Source organism: Flavobacterium araucananum, from assembly GCF_002222055.1.
GTDB lineage: Bacteria > Bacteroidota > Bacteroidia > Flavobacteriales > Flavobacteriaceae > Flavobacterium > Flavobacterium araucananum.
Map to the genome: position 1 here is coordinate 160,023 of NZ_MUGS01000002.1, position 20,779 is coordinate 180,801.

15 protein-coding genes are annotated in these 20,779 nt (G+C 35.5%); 6 read left to right on the plus strand and 9 right to left on the minus strand.

The features are described 5' to 3' along the window. The first annotated feature begins 64 nt into the window (after nt 1-64). On the plus strand, nt 65-2,257 hold the full coding sequence (locus tag B0A64_RS01025) for a peptidase domain-containing ABC transporter (protein ID WP_089477689.1): 2,193 nt from the start codon (nt 65-67) through the stop codon (nt 2,255-2,257). 3 nt (nt 2,258-2,260) lie between these two features. Beyond that, nucleotides 2,261-3,553 carry an HlyD family secretion protein gene (locus B0A64_RS01030; RefSeq protein ID WP_089477690.1) on the plus strand — a complete coding sequence of 431 codons (1,293 nt, stop codon included), beginning with the start codon at nt 2,261-2,263 and terminating at the stop codon, nt 3,551-3,553. Here B0A64_RS01030 and B0A64_RS01035 read toward each other — a convergent pair. The 3 genes from B0A64_RS01035 to B0A64_RS01045 form a co-directional block, all read right to left on the minus strand. Next, entirely contained in the window at nt 3,550-4,257 is a 708-nt protein-coding gene (locus B0A64_RS01035) for a tRNA1(Val) (adenine(37)-N6)-methyltransferase (RefSeq protein ID WP_089477691.1), read from the minus strand. The two genes, B0A64_RS01030 and B0A64_RS01035, sit on opposite strands and share 4 nt — an antisense overlap. 89 nt (nt 4,258-4,346) lie before the next feature. Then, entirely contained in the window at nt 4,347-4,871 is a 525-nt protein-coding gene (gene rimM / locus B0A64_RS01040) for a ribosome maturation factor RimM (protein WP_089477692.1), read from the minus strand. A gap of 15 nt (nt 4,872-4,886) precedes the next feature. Continuing rightward, a complete protein-coding gene (locus tag B0A64_RS01045; protein WP_089477693.1) occupies nt 4,887-5,450 on the minus strand; it encodes a 30S ribosomal protein S16 in 564 nt (187 codons plus the stop codon). Between the two features lie 200 nt (nt 5,451-5,650). Here B0A64_RS01045 and B0A64_RS01050 point away from each other — a divergent pair, with 200 nt between their 5' ends. Both B0A64_RS01050 and B0A64_RS01055 read left to right on the plus strand, forming a co-directional pair. Next, nucleotides 5,651-6,124 carry a DUF6252 family protein gene (locus B0A64_RS01050; protein WP_089477927.1) on the plus strand — a complete coding sequence of 158 codons (474 nt, stop codon included), beginning with the start codon at nt 5,651-5,653 and terminating at the stop codon, nt 6,122-6,124. A 150-nt stretch (nt 6,125-6,274) separates the two neighbouring features. Next, the gene (locus B0A64_RS01055; protein WP_026982652.1) at nt 6,275-6,634 is read left to right on the plus strand and encodes an RNA recognition motif domain-containing protein; all 360 of its coding nucleotides are present in this window, start codon (nt 6,275-6,277) and stop codon (nt 6,632-6,634) included. Nucleotides 6,635-6,779: 145 nt separating this feature from the next. On the opposite strand, the gene leuB is transcribed toward B0A64_RS01055, so the two are convergent. From leuB to B0A64_RS01085, 6 genes are all read right to left on the minus strand, one after another. Further along, nucleotides 6,780-7,841, minus strand: a complete 1,062-nt coding sequence (leuB, locus tag B0A64_RS01060; RefSeq protein ID WP_089477694.1) for a 3-isopropylmalate dehydrogenase — start codon at nt 7,839-7,841, stop codon at nt 6,780-6,782. Nucleotides 7,842-7,995: 154 nt separating this feature from the next. Further along, complete coding sequence (locus B0A64_RS01065; RefSeq protein WP_089477695.1) at nt 7,996-9,516, minus strand: alpha-isopropylmalate synthase regulatory domain-containing protein; 1,521 nt, start codon at nt 9,514-9,516, stop codon at nt 7,996-7,998. A 233-nt stretch (nt 9,517-9,749) separates the two neighbouring features. Then, nucleotides 9,750-10,346: a 3-isopropylmalate dehydratase small subunit gene (gene leuD, locus B0A64_RS01070; protein WP_089477696.1), complete on the minus strand. Its 597-nt coding sequence runs from the start codon at nt 10,344-10,346 to the stop codon at nt 9,750-9,752. 169 nt (nt 10,347-10,515) lie between these two features. After that, nucleotides 10,516-11,910, minus strand: a complete 1,395-nt coding sequence (gene leuC / locus B0A64_RS01075; protein ID WP_089477697.1) for a 3-isopropylmalate dehydratase large subunit — start codon at nt 11,908-11,910, stop codon at nt 10,516-10,518. A 522-nt stretch (nt 11,911-12,432) separates the two neighbouring features. After that, nucleotides 12,433-13,353 carry a helix-turn-helix domain-containing protein gene (locus tag B0A64_RS01080; protein ID WP_089477698.1) on the minus strand — a complete coding sequence of 307 codons (921 nt, stop codon included), beginning with the start codon at nt 13,351-13,353 and terminating at the stop codon, nt 12,433-12,435. A 291-nt stretch (nt 13,354-13,644) separates the two neighbouring features. Further along, complete coding sequence (locus B0A64_RS01085; protein WP_089477699.1) at nt 13,645-14,448, minus strand: SDR family oxidoreductase; 804 nt, start codon at nt 14,446-14,448, stop codon at nt 13,645-13,647. A gap of 497 nt (nt 14,449-14,945) precedes the next feature. On the opposite strand from B0A64_RS01085, the gene dnaE reads away from it, so the two are divergent. Together dnaE and B0A64_RS01095 are read left to right on the plus strand one after the other, a co-directional pair. After that, the gene (gene dnaE / locus B0A64_RS01090) at nt 14,946-19,487 is read left to right on the plus strand and encodes a DNA polymerase III subunit alpha (protein ID WP_089477700.1); all 4,542 of its coding nucleotides are present in this window, start codon (nt 14,946-14,948) and stop codon (nt 19,485-19,487) included. A gap of 178 nt (nt 19,488-19,665) precedes the next feature. Then, a complete protein-coding gene (locus B0A64_RS01095) occupies nt 19,666-20,634 on the plus strand; it encodes an outer membrane beta-barrel protein (RefSeq protein WP_089477701.1) in 969 nt (322 codons plus the stop codon). Nucleotides 20,635-20,779: the final 145 nt, after the last annotated feature.

Consider the following 20,779-nt stretch of genomic DNA (forward strand, 5'->3'; position numbering starts at 1 on the left):
TGTTTTTTTTTGACCTAAATAAAAAAAAATAATCTTAAATTGCTCTGGAATAAATCATTAAAAATTGAAAAAATTCACCAATTATAAGCAAGCTGATTATAAAGATTGCGGCCCTACATGTTTAAAAATTATAGCTAAGCATTACGGAAAAACAATCCAGATTCAAGAGTTGAGAAACATTAGCGAAACAACTCGTGAAGGAAGTAATTTGCTTTTTTTGAGTGATGCAGCAGAGAAAATAGGATTCAGGACATTAGGCGTAAAATTAAATCTGGAGAGATTAGAAGAAGCCCCATTGCCTTGTGTTTTACATTGGAACAAAAACCACTACGTAGTACTTTATAAAATCAATAAAGGAACCTATTACCTGTCTGATCCCGCTTTTGGTTTAATTCAATACAACAAACAGGATTTTATTAAATTCTGGATCGGAAATAATGCTAATGAAACAACCGAAGAAGGAATCGCATTATTGATAGAAGCCACCCCAAAGTTTTTTCAATCCGACTTTGATAAAGAAGAGAATAATGGGCTGGGCTTTAAAATGTTAGCGCAATATGTGTTGCGATACAAATCTTTTTTGACCCAGCTTAGTATAGGATTACTCGCAAGTAGTTTGATACAGCTAATTTTTCCGTTTCTAACCCAAAGTATTGTTGATATTGGAATTCAAAATCAAAATATTCATTTTATTTACCTCATTCTCTTTGCGCAATTATTTCTTTTTGCAGGACGAACAGGCTTAGAGCTCATTAGGAGTTGGATATTACTGCATCTTTCTACCCGAATAAACATATCGCTTATCTCAGATTTCTTTATTAAATTAATGAACCTGCCCATTTCATTTTTTGATGTTCGAATGACCGGAGATATTATGCAACGTATTAATGATCATCGCAGGATCGAAAAAATCCTGACCACCTCTTCTCTAAATGTTTTATTTTCTGTCATTAATATGTTTGTCATGGGAGGCGTTCTGGCCTATTTTAATTTGCAGATATTTTTTGTGTTTTTTGCCGGAAGTATTCTTTATTTTGGGTGGATAACCCTATTTTTGAAACGAAGAGAAGTTCTGGATTACAAACGTTTTGCCGAAGTTTCGCAAGAACAAAGCAAAGTCATGGAACTCATTAACGGCATGCAGGAAATTAAACTGCACAATGCCGAGAAACAAAAGCGTTGGGGATGGGAATATATTCAGGCTCGACTTTTCAGGGTTTCTATAAAAGGATTGGTTTTAGAACAAACACAAACCATTGGTTCCTCCGTAATCAACGAACTAAAAAATATTTTCATCATATTTCTATCTGCCAAATTAGTAATCGATGGTTCTATAACCCTTGGAATGATGTTGGCGATTAGTTCAATCGTAGGCAGCTTAAACGGGCCAATAACGCAACTTATAGAATTTGTAAGAGAACTTCAGGATGCAAAAATATCATTGGCCAGATTATCTGAAATTCATGAAAAAGAAGATGAAACCCAACAAGAAATGCATCAAACCAGCGATGTACCTTTTGATTCGGATATTGATATTAAAGAGCTTTCGTATCGCTATTTAGGATCAGATGTTCCTGTTCTGGATAATTTGACGCTAAAAATCCCCGCCAATAAAATAACCGCAATAGTGGGTGTGAGCGGAAGCGGAAAAACGACTTTGATGAAACTGCTCCTTAAATTTTATGAACCTGAAAAAGGAGAAGTCACCATTGGTAATACACAACTTAAAAACATTTCGCAAAAAGCCTGGCGATCCAATATTGGAGCCGTTATGCAGGAAGGTTTTATTTTTAGTGACACCATTGCCAATAATATTGCCATTGGTGTGGATAAAATAGATAAAGAACGGTTGGTTTATGCAGCAGATGTAGCCAATATAAAAGAATACATTAATGGTTTGCCATTGGGTTATAATACTAAAATTGGTGCCGAAGGAGTAGGGATGAGCACAGGGCAAAAACAGCGTTTACTCATTGCAAGAGCTGTTTATAAAAACCCTGAAATCTTGTTTTTTGACGAAGCCACATCTGCCTTAGATGCTAACAACGAAAAAGAAATTATGCAAAAACTGGATCTCTTTTTTAAAGACAAAACGGTAGTCGTTATTGCCCATCGATTGAGTACTGTAATCAATGCAGATCAAATCGTGGTTTTAGACAAAGGCAAAATTATCGAAATAGGAAATCATTCTGCTTTGGTGCAGCAAAAAGGCAATTACTTCGAACTGGTTAAAAATCAATTACAATTAGGAAACTAAATCATGGCAGAAGATACTACATTCGAACTAAGAAGTGAAGAAGTTCAGGACATTCTAACCAAAGTCCCCCATTGGATGATCCGTTGGGGAACAGTATTGATCTTTGTGATTATTTTCTTACTGTTTTTTGTGTCTTGGTTTATTAAATATCCCGATGTTGTCAATACACAAATTGTTATTACAACCAATATTCCGCCAGAGAAAATAGTCTCAAAATCTTCCGGTCGTATCGTAGCAATTTTAGTAAAAGACAAATCGGTAGTTTCCAAAAACAGTACCCTGGCTATTATTGAAAACACAGCCAATTACAAAGATGTTTTTCAATTAAAAAAAATAGTAGATCAGTATGATATCAATAATCCCAAGAAAGTGTTTCCTTTTGGAGTATTAAAAAACATACAACTGGGCGAAATTGAAAGTGCTTATGCCGTATTTCAAAAAGATTATCAGGCAGAACAATTAAATAAAGACCTGCAACCTTTTGAAGTCGAAAACAGAGCGCAGGTTTCTGAGAAAATTCAGATCAAAGAACGATTAGAAATTCTGCAACAGCAAAAAGTACTTAACGAAAGTGAATTGCAACTCCAGAAAAATGAAATTGCCCGTTTTGAAACCTTGTTCAACAAAGGTATTATTTCGGCTCAGGAGATGGAAGCTAAAAAATTGAGTTACCTGCAAGCTCAAAAGAGCTATAAAAGCCTTTTAACGTCTATTTCGCAATTAAGGTCTTCTTTGATTGATAATACAAAACTAAGTCAGAATTCGCATATAAGCGGCACTAAAGAAGAAGTTACACTGGGAAGAAATATGACGCAATCTTTCTATCAGCTTAAAAAAGTGATAAAAGACTGGGAATTGACCTATGCACTAAAATCATCCGTTAGCGGAGTGGTTACTTTCTTGCAGGTCTGGACAGAGAATCAAACCATCAGTGTGGGGGATAATGTTTTTTCTATAATCCCAGATACTAAGAACGGTTTTGTGGGCAAAGTAAAAGCGCCGGCTTTAAATTCCGGTAAAATAAAAGTTGGACAAAGGGTAAATATTCGGTTAGCGAATTTTCCTGACCGTGAATTTGGTGTGCTAAAAGGTACGATTCGAAATATTTCTCTGGTTCCCGATAAAGACGGTAATTTGCTTATTGATGTAGCTTTGCCAAACGGATTAAAAACTTCATATAAAAAACAAATCGTTTTTCAACAGGAGATGAAGGGAAGTGCCGAAATTATAACCGAAGATCTACGATTAATTGAAAGAATCTTATATCAGTTTAAAAGTATTTTTGAACAGGTTTAAAACTTTAGATAAAAATCTTTGGTCAAATCGATATACTCAGGAGTATAAACATGTCTGTCTATTTCGATTGTTAATTCGTCGATTTCAGTTTCCGTATTTTCATTTCGGCTAAAAGCCAATAGACTACGCTTGACGGGAGAATTTGGATTGCCTTTTACGTGTGTAATTTTTAGGGGATATAATTCAGCTTCTTTTGCCAAAGCAATAAAGTTTTCTTCTTCTTTAAAGGGTAGAATAACGGCAAATATTCCGTTTTCAGATAGTAATAAATCTGCGGCCTCGATTAATTCTTCAAAAGGCATAGCATCTTGAAAACGGGCCAAATCACGTTGTTCGTTTTCTGTTTTATAATCTTCTGAATAAAAAGGAGGATTGGAAACAATCAGATCATATTCGTCTTCCGGTTCTTCGATAAATTCATCCAAACCTGCATGAAAACAAAATAAACGATCACCCCAAGGAGAGTTTTCGAAATTATCAACAGCTTGTTCATAAGCCTCTTCATCAATTTCAAGAGCGTCAATTTGTTCAGCATGAGTGCGCTGAGCAAGCATTAAAGCAATAATTCCAGTTCCGGCGCCAATGTCTAATATGCTAAACGGATTATGGTTTACCGGAGCCCAGGAGCCCAATAAAACACCATCTGTGCCGACTTTCATAGCAGTTTTGTCTTGTTTTACAGAAAATTGCTTAAACTGAAACATTTTATTTATGATTATAGGTTAACAATTTAGATTCTAAGAAATTAATTATAATCTAAAAATCCAGCAATCTAAGAAGTCTAAAAATCTAATTAAAGGTACATTTCTACCAATCCTTCCGGAAGGTTCATGATCACTTTTTTATTCTCACGATCAATTTTTACAAGAAAATGGTCGATCATCGGGATCAGCATTTCTACTTCACCGTTCAAAACTTCAAAAAGTGGTTGTGCTGTGGTATCGTTTACGGCAGCAATTTTTCCAAAAACGCCTAAACGCTGGTCTTCGATTTCAAAACCAATTACCTCGTGAAAATAAAATTTGTTACCGCTAAGTTTTGGTAACATATTTAGAGGAAGATAAATGGCATTGCCCATAATGGCATCTGCATCTTCTTCTGTATTCATGTCTTCGAAACGAATTCTTAAAAAATCGTTTTTGTGCAAGGAACTTTTTTCAATAAAAAAAGGAACCAGGTGTTTGTTGCATTCAACAAACACTGATTCCAGATTTTCGTATAACTCAGGTTCGTCCGTGTCTAAATAAGCCAGAACTTCACCTTTGAAACTAAATTTTTTAGCGATTTTACCTAAATAAAAACAATCTTCTTTACGCATTCCCGCTAATTATAATTATGCCTCAGTTGTTTCGTTATTTTCTTCAGCAGCAGGAGCTTCTTCAGTTGATCCTTCAACTTCAGCAACTTCTTCAACTGCAGGATTTGCAGCAGCGATAGCGTCAGCTTCAGCCTGAGCTGCAGCAGCTAAACGTTTAGCGTTAACTTCTTGTTCTGCTTTAAAAGCTTTAGCTCTGGCATCAGCTTGCGCTTTTGTTAAACCGTCTTTTTTAGCGTCAACTTTTCCAGCTTTAGCATCTAACCAAGCAGATAATTTAGCATCAGCTTGTTCTTGAGTCAAAGCACCTTTACGAATACCTCCATCAAGGTGGTGTTTCAATAAAGCACCTTTGTAAGAAAGAATTGCTCTAGCCGTATCAGTAGGTTGAGCACCATTGTGCAACCATTTTACTGCGCTATCAATGTTTAATTCGATAGTTGCAGGATTTGTGTTTGGATTGTAAGTACCGATTTTCTCTAAGTATTTACCATCTCTTTTTGAGCGTGCATCTGCAGCTACAACCCAGTAAAAAGGTTTTTGTTTTTTACCGTGTCTTTGTAATCTAATTTTTACTGACATAATCTTATGATTAAATTTTGAGGTACTCGACCTCTGTTAATTAAGGGCGCAAAGATATAATTTTTTTATGAATTATGCGTTCCAAACTTTATTAAATATACTGAAGAAGGATTTTGATCTTTTTTTAGTTGTTTTTCCAAGTTCAAATTTCCAATTCTTTTAGTTCAGATGAGGCTTTTATGCCTCAAATTCATGATTTTATGAAAAAATACTTTTGTTTATTATTACCTGTTTTTTTACTGGCATCTTGTACAGAGGATGTAAAATTCAATAACCCTGCCTTTCAAAGTTTAAAGGATAATGTTTTTTGGAGGGCTCAAAATTATAGTGCTCATGTAGAAACAAGTGGGATCGTTGTTATTCAGGGATCGTTAGGATACGAAAAAGTAACTTTTAGATTACCGTCTTCGTCTCCGCAAACTTATATTTTGGGTGTTGATGATTCGTCAGTTGCAACATACTCAAATACACTTCCGTCTCAATTGGCAGAATTTAGCACAGGCACAAATAAAGGAAGTGGTCAGATTATAGTTACCGACTATAATGCTGAGGCACAAACTATTTCAGGAACATTTAGGTTTAATGCCGTTAATAGGGATGAGGGTAATCCCGAAAAACCGGGAATAAGTTTTACGGAAGGGGTTTTTTATAAAATTCCAATTTCTCCTAATTAGAGTGCCAGGGGTTAAGTTTTTAATTTACAATTGTTTGGTTTTATTGATTTATGTTTTTTTAAATCAAAATAAAAACATAAATAAACTAATATATAGTAGATTACAGAAAAAATAAGACTACATTTGCTACATTATTATAAATAAGTACATATGAACATTTTTGTTGGAAGCCTTCCATTCAGTATTGAGGAAGCAGATTTAAGAGAGTCTTTCGAGGCTTACGGAGCAGTAGATTCAGTTAAAATTATTACAGATAAATTTACTGGAAGAAGCAAAGGTTTTGGTTTCGTAGAGATGCCAAACGATGCAGAAGCTCAAAAAGCAATTGATGAATTGAACGGAGCTACTGTTCAAGGTCGTGCAATTGTGGTTAATAAATCTGAACCGAAACCAGAAGGCGAAAGAAGAAGCTTTAACAATAACAGTCGTGGTGGAGATTCACGCGGTGGTTATGGTGGAGGAAACAGCCGTGGTGGAAATGACCGTGGTGGTAACAGAGGAGGATATTAATATTTTTTTCTAAATATATAAAAGGGATCAACGTAAGTTGATCCCTTTTTTTATGTGGTAAAATTTGTTTTTGTAGAGATGTACAGCAGTGCAGCTAACACAAAGCAAAGACGCACTGCTGTGCGCCCCTACTTAAAAAATTAAATTATAAATTTGCTACAAGCCAGTCACCAACTTCGCTGGTTTGGTATGCTTTAGTTCCTTTTGCGGCCAGATCCTCAGTAACAATTCCTTGCTCCAATGATTTGTTTACAACAGCTCTGATAGCTTCGGCTTCGTCTTTTAATCCAAAAGCATCTTCGAACATCATTGCTGCAGATAAAATAGTTGCTAATGGATTGGCAATATTTAATCCTGTTGCTTGTGGGTAAGATCCGTGTATTGGCTCATATAATGAAGTGTGTTCTCCTACAGATGCAGAAGGCATTAACCCCATAGAACCTGAAATTACAGAAGCTTCATCTGTTAAAATATCTCCAAATAAGTTCTCGGTAATTAAAACATCATAAGAGTTTGGCCACTGTACCAAACGCATGGCAACAGCATCTACAAACTCGTATGAAACCGTAACTTCAGGATAATCTTTTTCCATTGCCTGAACAGTTTCTCTCCATAAACGAGAAGTTTCAAGAACGTTGGCTTTATCAACACAACATAATTTTTTGCTACGTGTCATCGCCAATTCAAAACCTTTTTTTGCCAAACGGTGTACTTCGGCTCTGGTATAAACACAATTGTCAAAAGCAGTTTCTCCGTCGTCTCTTCTTCCTTTTTCTCCAAAGTAAATACCGCCTGTTAATTCTCTTAAGAAAACCAAATCAGTCCCTTCGATTCTTTCTCTTTTTAGAGGCGAATTGTCAATTAGGGAAGGGAAAGTAAAAGTAGGGCGTACATTGGCAAACAATCCTAATTTTTTGCGCATCAATAACAATCCTTGTTCAGGACGAACAGGTGCACTAGGATCGTTATCATATTTTGGATGACCAATTGCTCCAAACAAAACAGCATCGGCAGCCATACAAATTTCATGCGTTTCATCAGGATAAGGAACACCAACAGCATCTATCGCACATGCTCCTGTAAGCGCCGGTGTCCAGGTTATTTCGTGATTGAATTTTTTTGCAATAGCATCAGATACTTTTACAGCTTCATTAATTACCTCAGGACCAATTCCGTCTCCTGCTAAAAGGGCTATGTTAAATTTCATTTTTTTTTGAGTTTCTAAGATTCTGAGTTTCTAAGATTATAAGTTTTTTCTTAGTAAATGAGAATCTTTATTTATAATAGTTTATTAGTTTTTTGAGATTTTCTAAGCTTCTGAGCTTTTTCTTAGTAGCTTAGAGACTTAGTACCTTAGTGTCTTAGGCTACTACATTAAGCATTTTTTGAGTTGCTATAATTGCTGCAACTGTTTGATCAGAGTCTAATCCGCGGGTTTTAAATTCTTTGCCGTTGTTTACCCATGTAATAATGGTTTCGCACAAGGCATCAGAACTGCTTCCCGGAGGAATTCGAACAGCATAATCAATCAATTTTGGAAGTGTTATTTTCTTGCTTTTATAAATTTTTGATAAAGCATTCATGAAAGCATCAAACTGACCATCGCCTTGCGCATGTTCTTCTATGATTTCTCCATCAAGATTTAAACTTAATGTTGTTGATGGGCGTGTTCCTTTTGAATGCATTAATACATACGATTCGATAGTAATTTTATCTTGATAAGTATGGCTGTCCAAAACATCAGAGATAATATAAGGAAGATCTTCTTTGGTAACGGTTTCTTTTTTGTCGCCTAATTCGATGATTCTTTGAGTAACCAATTTTAAATCTTCCTGATTTAGTTTTAAACCTAATTCCTGAAGGTTTTTCTCGATATTGGCTTTTCCTGAAGTTTTTCCTAAAGCATATTTACGTTTTCTTCCAAAACGTTCCGGAAGTAAATCATTAAAATATAGATTGTTTTTATTGTCACCATCAGCATGAATTCCTGCAGTTTGTGTAAAAACATTATCACCAACAATAGGTTTATTGGCAGGGATTCTGTACCCCGTAAAAGTCTCTACAAGTTTGCTTACCGTATACAAAGAAGTCTCTTTTATATTGATGCTTACTTCTGGCAAATAATCATTTATTACGGCAACGGTGCTTTCAAGAGGAGCATTTCCGGCTCTTTCGCCCATTCCGTTTACAGTAACGTGAAGTCCGTTAATACCTGCTTTCACAGCTTCCATAACATTAGCAATGCTTAAATCGTAATCATTATGTGCGTGAAAATCAAAATGAATATGAGGGTATTTAGCGGTTATTTTCGAAATAAACTCAAAAGTCAAAGAAGGAATTAATACCCCTAACGTATCGGGTAATAAAATTCTTTTTACAGGTTGGGTAGATAAAAAGTCCAGAAATTGAAAAACATATTCAGGAGAGTTTCGCATTCCGTTGCTCCAGTCTTCCAGATAAACATTCGTTTCAATATTATTTTCTTTTGCTAAAGTGATGATTTCTGCAATTTCAGAAAAATGTTGTTCCGGTGTTTTTTTTAATTGATGTGTCAGATGATTCATGGAGCCTTTGGTCAATAAATTTTGCACCTTGGCACCTGCTTTTTTCATCCATTCGATCGAAACGCCGGCATCTACAAACGAAAGCACTTCAATTCTATTAATATATCCTCTTTCTTCAGCCCAGGATGTAATACCTTTTACGGCTTGAAATTCGCCTTCGCTCACACGGGCAGAAGCAATTTCGATTCTATCAATATTTAATTCCTCCAACAACAATTGTGCAATGGTTAGTTTTTCTGCAGCAGAAAATGATACTCCAGAGGTTTGTTCACCATCACGGAGCGTCGTATCCATTATTTCAATTTTTCTTTTTTCCATATTGATGATCTATAATTCTGATGTAATTTGACGCGGATTTTACTGATTCGCTATCGCGAAGACGCGGATTTATGCGGATTTTTCGCTTTAGTCAAAAAATAAAATCAGTTTTTTTCAGCGCTTTTGCGATAGCAAATCTGTTTTATCCGCGTTCTGTATTTTTTCATTTAATTTAGAAAAACCCGACAAGTTTCAAAAACCTGTCGGGTCTAATAGATTGAACAAGATTTTTTTTAGTAAGGAAGTTTATCTGCGAAAGTCACAATATCTTCTTTAATATTTTGTAAATAATCAATGTCATCAAAGCCATTAACCATATTGTTCTTTTTGTATCCGTTAATAGCAAAAGATTCTTGTTGACCAGTTGCCAATAAAGTAATCGTTTGGTTTGGCAAGTTGATTTCTAATTCTGTTTTTGGATCAGCTTCTATTGCTTTAAAAATAGTTTCGGCAAATTCAGGGCTTACCTGAACTGGTAAAACACCAATATTTAAACAATTCCCTTTGAAGATATCAGCAAAGAAACTTGAAACTACAGCACGAAATCCGTAATCATAAACTGCCCATGCAGCGTGTTCTCTTGAAGATCCTGAACCAAAGTTTTTTCCTCCAACAAGGATTTTGCCGCTATAAGTTGAATCGTTCAAAACGAAGTCAGCTTTTGGAGAATCATCTCCGTTATATCTCCAGTCTCTAAAAAGATTATCTCCAAAACCTTCACGTTTTGTAGCTTTCAGGAAACGGGCCGGAATGATTTGATCCGTATCCACGTTCTCAATTGGTAGTGGCACAGCACTACTGGTAAGAATATTAAATTTATCGTATGCCATTTTTTGAAATTTTAGATTTTAGGGTTTTAGATTTTAGATTTTCTTTTGAAAACTTAAACTTAGAACCTAAAAAAGTTTTGTATTAAAATAATGTTGATCATTTTTATTTGAAGAAACTTAGATAGAAGATTGTACACAGTTGAGAAATCTAAAATCTAAAATCTTCAATCTAAAATAATTCACGCGGGTCTGTTAGTTTTCCGGTAACAGCAGCAGCGGCAGCCATAATTGGGCTTGCTAATAATGTTCTTGAACCAGGACCCTGACGACCTTCAAAGTTTCTGTTTGAAGTACTTACGGCATATTTTCCTGCTGGAACTTTGTCATCGTTCATTGCCAGACATGCTGAGCAACCCGGCTGACGTAATACAAAACCAGCTTCTATCAAAATATCCAACAAGCCTTCTTCTTTAATCTGAGCTTCAACAACGTGAGAACCCGGAACTAACCAAGCAGTAACATTATCAGCTTTTTTTCTTCCTTTTACAATTTCTGTAAAAGCTCTAAAATCTTCAATACGTCCATTTGTACAACTTCCTAGAAAAACATAATCAATAGGTTTGCCTATCATTACATCGTCTTCTTCGAAGCCCATATAAGCAAGAGATTTTTTGTATGTTTCCTCGCCGCCTTCAACTTGATTAGCGTTCGGAATATGTTTAGAGATACCAATTCCCATTCCAGGGTTAGTACCATAAGTAATCATTGGTTCAATATCTGATGCTTTGATGTTTAATTCAGCATCAAAAACAGCGTCATCATCTGTTTTAAGTGTTTTCCAATATTCAACAGCTTTTGTCCAGGCTTCTCCTTTTGGAGCGTATAATCTTCCTTCAAGAAAATCAAAAGTTTTTTGGTCAGGAGCAATCATTCCGCCACGAGCACCCATTTCTATACTTAAGTTACAAACGGTCATACGACCTTCCATAGTCATGTTTTCGAAAACATCTCCGGCATATTCAACAAAATAACCTGTTCCTCCGGAAGTAGTCAATTGAGCAATAATATAAAGGGCAACGTCTTTTGGACCAACACCTTTGCTTAATTCACCATTTACGTTAATACGCATTTTCTTTGGTTTGGGTTGCATGATGCATTGTGTAGAAAGTACCATCTCAACCTCAGAAGTTCCAATACCAAAAGCAATAGCTCCAAAAGCCCCGTGAGTAGACGTGTGGGAATCTCCACAAACAATAGTAGCACCTGGCAAAGTAATTCCGTTTTCAGGACCAACTACGTGTACAATTCCATTTTTTATATGACCTAAACCCCAGTGCGAAATTCCGTATTCGGCAGCATTATCTTCAAGTGCTTTAAGCTGATTGGCAGATAGTGCATCCTCAACTGGTAAATGTTGGTTTATGGTTGGTGTATTGTGATCTGCAGTTGCAAAAGTACGTTCCGGATATAAAACGGTAACGCCTCTGGCTTTTAATCCTAAAAAAGCAACAGGACTCGTAACTTCGTGAATGAAATGGCGGTCAATAAAAAACACATCTGGTCCATCTTCAATTTTACGCACTACATGTGAATCCCATACTTTGTCAAATAATGTCTTACTCATTTTTTATTTTTTTTAATTGTAATTCTATAACCACAGCAATTCCTGCTTATTATAATAGGAAAACAAAATTAGAAAAAGATATAAGGGTGTCAATTTCAATATTTCATTATATACGATACCCAAACCAAAATACAAATTGCGATTGGCTTTTTTGTAATCAGATTTGGTTGTAGAATGAATATAAATTGGTTTTGCTTTTCGTTTTCAGTCTAATTCTGATGGAGTGACTTTAATTTTGACGGTTGGTAGAATTATCTTAAAATTAACAAATAATCAACTATTTTATTGTTAAATACGCATCATATTTGAATTAAAGCTCAGGAATTGCTAACTTTGAATTGTTTTTTCAGGGTTTTAAATTCCAATTAAAAAGCCTTTCTGAAAGTCTTAAAGAAAGATTTTACACAAAGAGTTTCTTCGAATTTTTTATTGAAATACTACGACATCCAAGAAGTTTATTTTTATCAAATTTTATGAATTTTAATATAAAAAATGGTTTGTCGACGTGGAGAATTTTAAGGATTAATTGAGTGAGTTTTTGAATTCTAATGGAGTCAGGTTGGTTTTCTTTTTGAACAATTTACTGAAAGACTGAGGATATTCAAAACCCAATTGATACGCTATTTCTGCTACCGAAAGATTGGTAGTAATCAGGAAATCTTTGGATTTTTCGATTAGTTTTGAATGTATGTGCTGTTGTGCATTTTGTCCGGTTAAATTTCGGAGCATGTCGCTAAGGTAATGGGTCGAAACATTAATTTGTGAAGCAAGAAAATCTACTGTAGGCAAACCTCTTTTTAGAGTTTCGGCATTGTTGAGATAATGGTCCAGGGTTTCTTCTACTTTTACTAATAAATCGTGGCTAATTGTTTTTCTTGTAATAAATTGACGTTTGTAAAAACGATTGCTGTAATTGAGCAAAACATCTATATAAGAGACTATTACGTCCTGACTCATCTCGTCGATTGCTGTATGAAGTTCTGTATCAATACTTGTTAATAAGCCAATAATAGTTGTTTTTTCGCTATCAGAAAGATGTAGTGCTTCATTGGTATCATAGGAAAAGAAACCGTATTTTTTGATGTTTTTCCCTAAAGGATAATTTCTAATAAAATCCGGATGAAAAAGCAAAGTATAACCGTGATATTCAATTCCCTCTTCGTTGTCGGTAAAAATCAATTGATTTGGAGAAGCAAACATTAATCCGCCTTCATTAAAATCATAATAACCCTGACCGTAGCCCATTTTTCCATTGGTAGAAAACTTATAAGATATTTTGTAAAAATCGAGTAAGAAAGAAGTATTCGTTAAATCAGCATTAATAACAAGTTGGGTATTATCGACCAGGCTTATCATAGGGTGAAGCGGTTTTGGCAGCCGCAATAAACTATGAAATTGTGATATAGAGGAAATTTTTGCAGGATTATTGTTTTTCTTTTCCATTGTATAAAAGTATAAAAATTTGAAAATTAATCAGGCTTTCCGAAAAGTATTAATCAGTCTCTTTAATTTTGAAAGAGTAGCTTCGGAGAAGCGAAATATTTATAGGAATTATATTAATTATTGATAACAAAGCTCCAGCGGAGCGAAATATTTTTAATACTGCTGTATTTCGCTCCGCTGGAGCTCTTTTGCATCCGCATGATTGAATTTCTATAAATATTCTGCCCCGCTGAGGCTTAATAAAATCAAAAAGAATGTTCAATACTTTTTGGATGGCCTTATTGGGAATTATTATGCTCCCAAAAATTGTTTTCCAAATGCAGCGCGAAAAACTTCGTCTCCCTGTTCCAGTCTTTGTTTGTAAAGTGCTTTAGCATCTTCTCCGGCTACATATCTCAGTTGTGTTTTTCCGTCTGTAGCAGCTTCATAAACTACATCGGCAATTTGTTCCGGACTTGATGCCATTTCAAACATTACATCAACATTTTCGAACATTTTATTTGCCATTGCCTCGTATTCAGGTTTGTTTCCTGTATCAAGCGAGCCGTGCAGGAATTCAGTCTTGATACCACCCGGAGAAACCGTTTTAATGTTGATTCCAAAAGGATTTAACTCATACGCCATGCTTTCGCTCCAGCCTTCCAGACCCCATTTGGTTGCATGATATACAGAACTTAAAGGAAACGAAATCAATCCGCCTATAGAAGTTGTTGAGATAAATAATCCGCTTTTTCTTTCTCTGAAATACGGAATAAACGCATTAGTTACACGAATTACACCTAACAAATTAGTGTTAAGTTGTTTTGTGATTTGATCGTCAGAAAGACTTTCCAAAGGACCAATTAAGCCATAACCTGCATTATTAAAAACGATATCAATATCGCTTAAGTCAAGTGCTTTTTGCACCGTACTTTGTATTTGGTCATAATTGGTAACGTCTAATGGTAACAGGGTTACATTGTTTAAGTTAGAAAGTTCGGTTTCCTTTTCCGGGTTTCTCATGGTTGCAATTACATTCCATCCTTTTTCCTGAAATAATTTTGCTGTAGCTTTTCCTAATCCTGATGAAGCGCCTGTGATAAAAATAGTTTTCATAATAGTTGTTTTAAATTGATAAGGCAAAGTTCCGGATAGACTGCAATTAAAAAGTGCTCATTTTGGTGCAATGAGTATCCAAAATGAATAATCGAAGTTTTTGGAGTTAAAAAAGAGATTGTGACTATCTTATGTAAAGTATAAAGAGACTTTAGCATGTGATTTTTAACACATAGAAACATAGTTTTTTTACTGCAAAAAGACGTTTCACTTATTTAAAATACACATAGCTATGTGTAAAAATCTAGATTTTTTTAACCGTCTTTTTTATTAAACTAAAATCTATGTTTCTATGTGTTTATTTTTTTTGCGAGCTGCACTATTGAGATTTAATTAATGTTTTTGTTAACAACTTTAACTTCTTTATTTCTCCAAAAAAAGCGTAAATTTGAACTTCTTCCATTTTGCATTTCGGGATTCTTTATAGTTCATGTAATCAGTGATTTATGTGAATGAAAATCTTGGAATTTGAAATTTAATTTTTGCTATTTAAACTTATGTATTTAATATTCGATACTGAAACTACTGGATTACCAAAACGTTGGGACGCTCCAATAACCGATTCTGATAACTGGCCTCGCTGTATTCAGATCGCTTGGCAGCTTCATGACGAAATGGGGCAACTTATCGAACATCAGGATTACCTGGTAAAACCTGACGGATTTAATATTCCGTATGATGCGGAGCGTATTCACGGAATTTCGACTGAATTGGCTGAAGCCGATGGAATCACCTTGGCAGAAGTTTTGGAGAAATTTAATATCGCTTTAGGTAAAACCAAATTTATTGTAGGTCAGAATTTAGGTTTCGACGTCAATATTATGGGAGCCGAATTTCATAGAATGAGTGTAGATTCTCCTATGAGTTCAATGCCTGTTTTAGACACTTGTACAGAGGTTACAGCTTCATTACTAAAGCTTCCCGGAGGTCGTGGAGGAAGGTTTAAATTACCAACCTTAACAGAATTACACGAATATCTTTTTAATAAACCTTTCTCGGAAGCGCACAACGCAACTGCCGACGTTGAGGCAACTACCCGTTGTTTTCTGGAATTAATAAGAAGAGAAGTTTTTACCAAAGAAGAATTAGATGTTCCGAAGGATTATTTCAAGGAATTTCAAAGTAGAAATCCACAAGAATTTCCGTTAATTGGTTTAAAACACATCAACCTTAAAAAAGCTTCTGATAAAATCAGAGAGCAGCTAAAAGCGTTAGAATCTGTTGGTAAAGAACCTACAGTTTCACATTCTGACAGAGAAGATTTTAAGGAAGCAAAATATGCGCATTTACACAATCATACCCAATTTTCGGTTTTACAATCGACAATAGGTATTGGTAATATTGTTGCGGCTACAGCCAAAAACGGAATGCCTGCCGTTGCCATGACGGATACCGGAAATATGATGGGCGCTTTTCACTTTGTGAGCGCTGTTATGAATCATAATAAAGCAGCATCAGGAAAAAATAAAGCTCTGGTCGAAGCAGGTGAAGAGCCAACAGAAACAGAGATGAAACCAATTGTGGGTTGCGAATTTAATGTTTGCGACAACCACCTCGATAAAAGTAAAAAAGACAACGGAAATCAGGTTGTTTTGTTAGCCAAAAATAAAAATGGGTACCACAATCTGGCAAAAATGTCGTCGATCGCTTTTACAAACGGATTTTATTATGTCCCGAGGATTGACCGTGCAATCATCGAAAAATACAAAGAAGACATCATGGTTTTGTCCGGAAATTTATACGGAGAAATTCCCAGTAAAATTCTGAACATCGGTGAAAACCAGGCCGAAGAAGCTTTGATTTGGTGGAAAGAACAATTTGGTGATGATTTTTATCTTGAAGTCATGCGCCACAATCAGGAAGATGAAAACCGTGTAAACAAAACGCTGATTGAATTTGCACAAAAACACAATGTCAAGTTAATCGCAACCAATAATACGTATTATTTAAATAAAGAAGATGCCAATGCACACGATATTTTATTGTGTGTAAAAGATGGAGAAAAACAAGCTACGCCAATAGGTCGTGGTCGTGGATACCGTTACGGATTACCAAATCAGGAGTACTATTATAAGTCTTCAGAAGAGATGAAAAAACTCTTTGCCGATTTGCCGGATGCGATAATCAATATTCAGGAAATTGTCGATAAGGTCGAGATTTATTCGCTTTATCGAGATGTATTGCTGCCTAAATTTGATATTCCTGCAGAATTTATAGTTCCCGAAGATGATGCTGATGGAGGTGTAAGGGGTGAAAATAAATATTTGCGCCACCTGACAATGGTTGGGGCAAAAAAACGATATGGAGAGATTACCGAATCTATTCAGGAGCGTTTAGACTTTGAGTTATTAACGATTTCGAATTCCGGATATCCGGGTTACTTCCTGATTGTTCAGGATTTCATTGCCGAAGCCCGAAATATGGACGTTTCGGTAGGACCAGGTCGTGGATCTGCTGCGGGATCTGCCGTGGCATATTGTTTAGGGATTACCAATATTGACCCTATTAAGTACGATTTGCTTTTTGAGCGTTTCCTAAATCCGGATCGTGTATCTATGCCCGATATTGATATCGATTTTGATGACGAGGGTCGTGGTCGTGTTATGGATTATGTAATTAATAAATACGGACAAAATCAGGTTGCCCAAATTATTACCTATGGTAAAATGGCAACCAAATCTGCGATTCGTGATACGGCTCGTGTACTGGATTTGCCACTGTTTGAAGCCGATAGAATTGCAAAACTGATTCCGGCAATGATGCCATCAAAATGGAATCTGGCGCGATTTATTTCTGAAAGCGAAGAGGAAGTTAAAAAAGCGCTTCGTTCTGATGAATTTGATAATGTAAAAGAATTAATAGCCATTGCCAATGAAGATGATTTGGCAGGAGAAACGATTCAGCAGGCAAAAATCCTTGAAGGATCGATGCGAAATACCGGAATTCACGCCTGTGGTGTAATTATTACGCCATCGGATATTACGAATTTCGTTCCCGTGACCACAGCCAAAGATTCTGATTTGTATGTAACACAGTTTGATAACTCGGTTGCAGAGAGTGCAGGATTGCTAAAGATGGACTTCTTGGGTCTGAAGACCCTTACTTTGATTAAAGACACCGTTAAACTGGTAAAATATAGAAACGGAATTGATTTGGATCCGGACACTTTCCCTATTGATGATGTCGAAACGTATGCGCTTTTCCAGAGAGGAGAAACAGTTGGAATCTTCCAATATGAGTCACCCGGAATGCAGAAATATATGAAAGATCTGAAACCAACGGTTTTTGGAGATTTAATTGCCATGAATGCCTTATATCGTCCGGGACCTTTGGAGTATATCCCGTCTTTTGTAAGAAGAAAAAATGGAGAAGAAGAAATCAAATACGATTTAGATGCCTGTGAGGAATATTTAGGAGAAACCTACGGAATTACGGTTTACCAAGAGCAGGTAATGCTTTTGTCGCAATCGCTGGCTGACTTTACAAAAGGTGAGGCCGACGTTTTGCGTAAAGCGATGGGTAAGAAACAAAAAGATGTACTAGATAAAATGAAGCCAAAGTTCGTAGAACAAGCGGCAAAAAAAGGTCATGATGCCAAGGTTCTGGAAAAAATCTGGAAAGACTGGGAAGCATTTGCGAGTTATGCCTTCAACAAATCGCACTCGACTTGTTATGCCTGGATTGCCTATCAAACGGCGTATCTAAAAGCACATTATCCTGCCGAATATATGGCGGCAGTACTTTCTAATAACATGAATGATATTAAACAAGTATCATTTTTTATGGAAGAATGCAAGCGAATGGGCTTACAGGTTTTAGGACCGGATGTAAATGAGTCATTTTATAAGTTTACTGTAAACGATGAATATGCAGTACGTTTTGGGATGGGAGCTATAAAAGGTGTGGGTTCAGGAGCTGTGGCAACTATTGTAGAAAGTAGAAAAGACGGTAAGTACAAATCGATTTTTGATTTGGCGAAACGTATTGATTTACGTGCAGCCAATAAAAAAGCAATCGAAAATCTGGCTTTGGCTGGTGGTTTTGATTCGTTTGAAGGAACTACAAGAGCGCAATATTTTCATGATGATGGTGATGGAATTACGTTTTATGAAAAAGCAATTCGTTACGGATCTAAGTTTCAGGAAAATGAAAACTCATCGCAAGTAAGTTTGTTTGGCGAAGCCAGCGAAGTACAAATTGCAGAACCCATAGTGCCACCTTGCGAAGATTGGAGTACAATGGAAAAACTCGCGAAAGAGAAAGAAGTTGTAGGGATTTATATTTCAGGACATCCTCTGGACGATTTTAGATTTGAGATGAAATATTTCTGTAATGCCCGATTAGAAGCCCTGAAAAGCATGAATGAATATGTAGGTAAAAATCTGAATTTTGCCGGAATTATCAATAATGTACAGCACCGTGTGGCAAAAAACGGAAAAGGCTGGGCAGTATTTAACTTAGAAGGATATGACGAAAGTTATGAGTTTAAGATTTTTGGTGAAGAATACTTAAAGTTTCGCCATTTTTTGATTCAGAATAATTTTGCTTTCCTGAAAATCATAATAAAAGACGGTTGGGTAAATCACGATACCGGCAAAAAGTCTGATCCAAGAATGCAGTTTGTTGAGATCAGGCAATTGCAGGATATCTTAGAAGCTTTTGCCAAAAAACTGATTTTATTATTGAATATAAAAGATTTACAGACAGAGTTTATACAGAATCTGAATCAATTGTTTAATGCGAATAAAGGAGATAATTCTGTGACTTTTGAGATCATGGAATTAGAAAAGATTAAGCGTTTGGTTGAGGTAGAAACTCCTACAGATTTTGAAGGAGCAGATGATGCTGTTTTTGTAGATGAGAATGAAAGTGATGGAGATACTCCACTTGAAGAAACTAAAATCCAGGAAGTGAATGAGGTTGAAGAAATAAAAGTCGTGACCAAATTATCGATGCCTAGTCGCAGGTTAAAAGTTAAGATCTCAACCGAGTTATTGATAGAATTAGAGAAAATGCAGGTAAATTTTAAGCTAAACTAAATTTTAACAGTTAAAATTTAATGTAATGCATTTTTTTTAAGTTAAAAATATGCATGCATAATACTTTTTTAGTAATATTGCTTAAAATTACAACGATTTCGTTCCAAGTCTAACAATGCAAATTGTAGGATTATGTTAAAATAATCTAAATTTGTAAAAATCAATTAAAAACAGAATTATGAAAAAGAACCTATTTTTACTAGGATTATTAGTTTGCTCTATGGCCACAATGGCGCAAACAGAAAAAGCAGATAAACCAGAAACATGGTATTTTAAATTAGGAGGATCTTATTTTAATCAAACTGCTTCTACCGAATTTCCAACAGTTGGAGGTCAACCAGCAAATAGAGATGTTTATTCGGGCACTTTAGCAAGCAATAAATTAGTTTCAAGAGAAGGAGTTACAGGTTCTTTTGGACAGGGTTTTAGAAGTGGTATTACTGCTGGTTACCGTTTTTCTACTCGTTTAGGAGTTGAGGTTGCAGCAAATTATTACACTAGTAATACTAAAACGATGGCGCAGACTACAGATAGAATGGTTACTCCAGCTCCTTCAGCCACCACTCCAGTTACATATTTAAGCTTTACTGCTGAAGGGCAAATTAAGGCATTTGATGTAGCCCCTGCACTTGTAATGTTTTTAGGAGAAGCTCATGGATTTGAACCGTATACTAAAGTTGGAGTTATTGTTCCAATTCATGGTACATTAGATATTGAAACAAATAGAAATTACTCAACTTTTGTTGGAGCAAACAAAGTAGCTAATACTGATGCATATTCAAAAGATGTAGTGAAGCCTAATCCAACGCTTGGGTTTATGGCATCTATAGGTACTTCTTACAAATTAGGAAAACATATTTCAGCTTTTGCTGAATTAGAGTACCGTAACTTTACGGTACACGGAAAAACGAAAGAAACAACTGAATATACTGAAAATGGTGTTGATAAATTAAATACTTCGACTTCGTTTAGACCAGCTTCATATTCTGCTAATCATACTAATTATCATGGTTCTATAGATTCTAGCTCTAATAATACTTTAACAAATGCTGCTGGTTTTGATAATACAAAAGCAACGGATGATTTAAGTACGTATGTTGGTATTTCTGGTATCGGTTTGACTTTAGGTCTTAAATACAGCCTATAATTCTAAATAAATTTATAGTTTATAAAAAGAGGATATTCATTTAGAATATCCTCTTTTTTATTTTTTGTCATTTCTAACGCAAGGAAAAAATCACACAAGAAACTCCACACAGAATGTTTATCGATCTTTGTAAAATCCTTTGCGT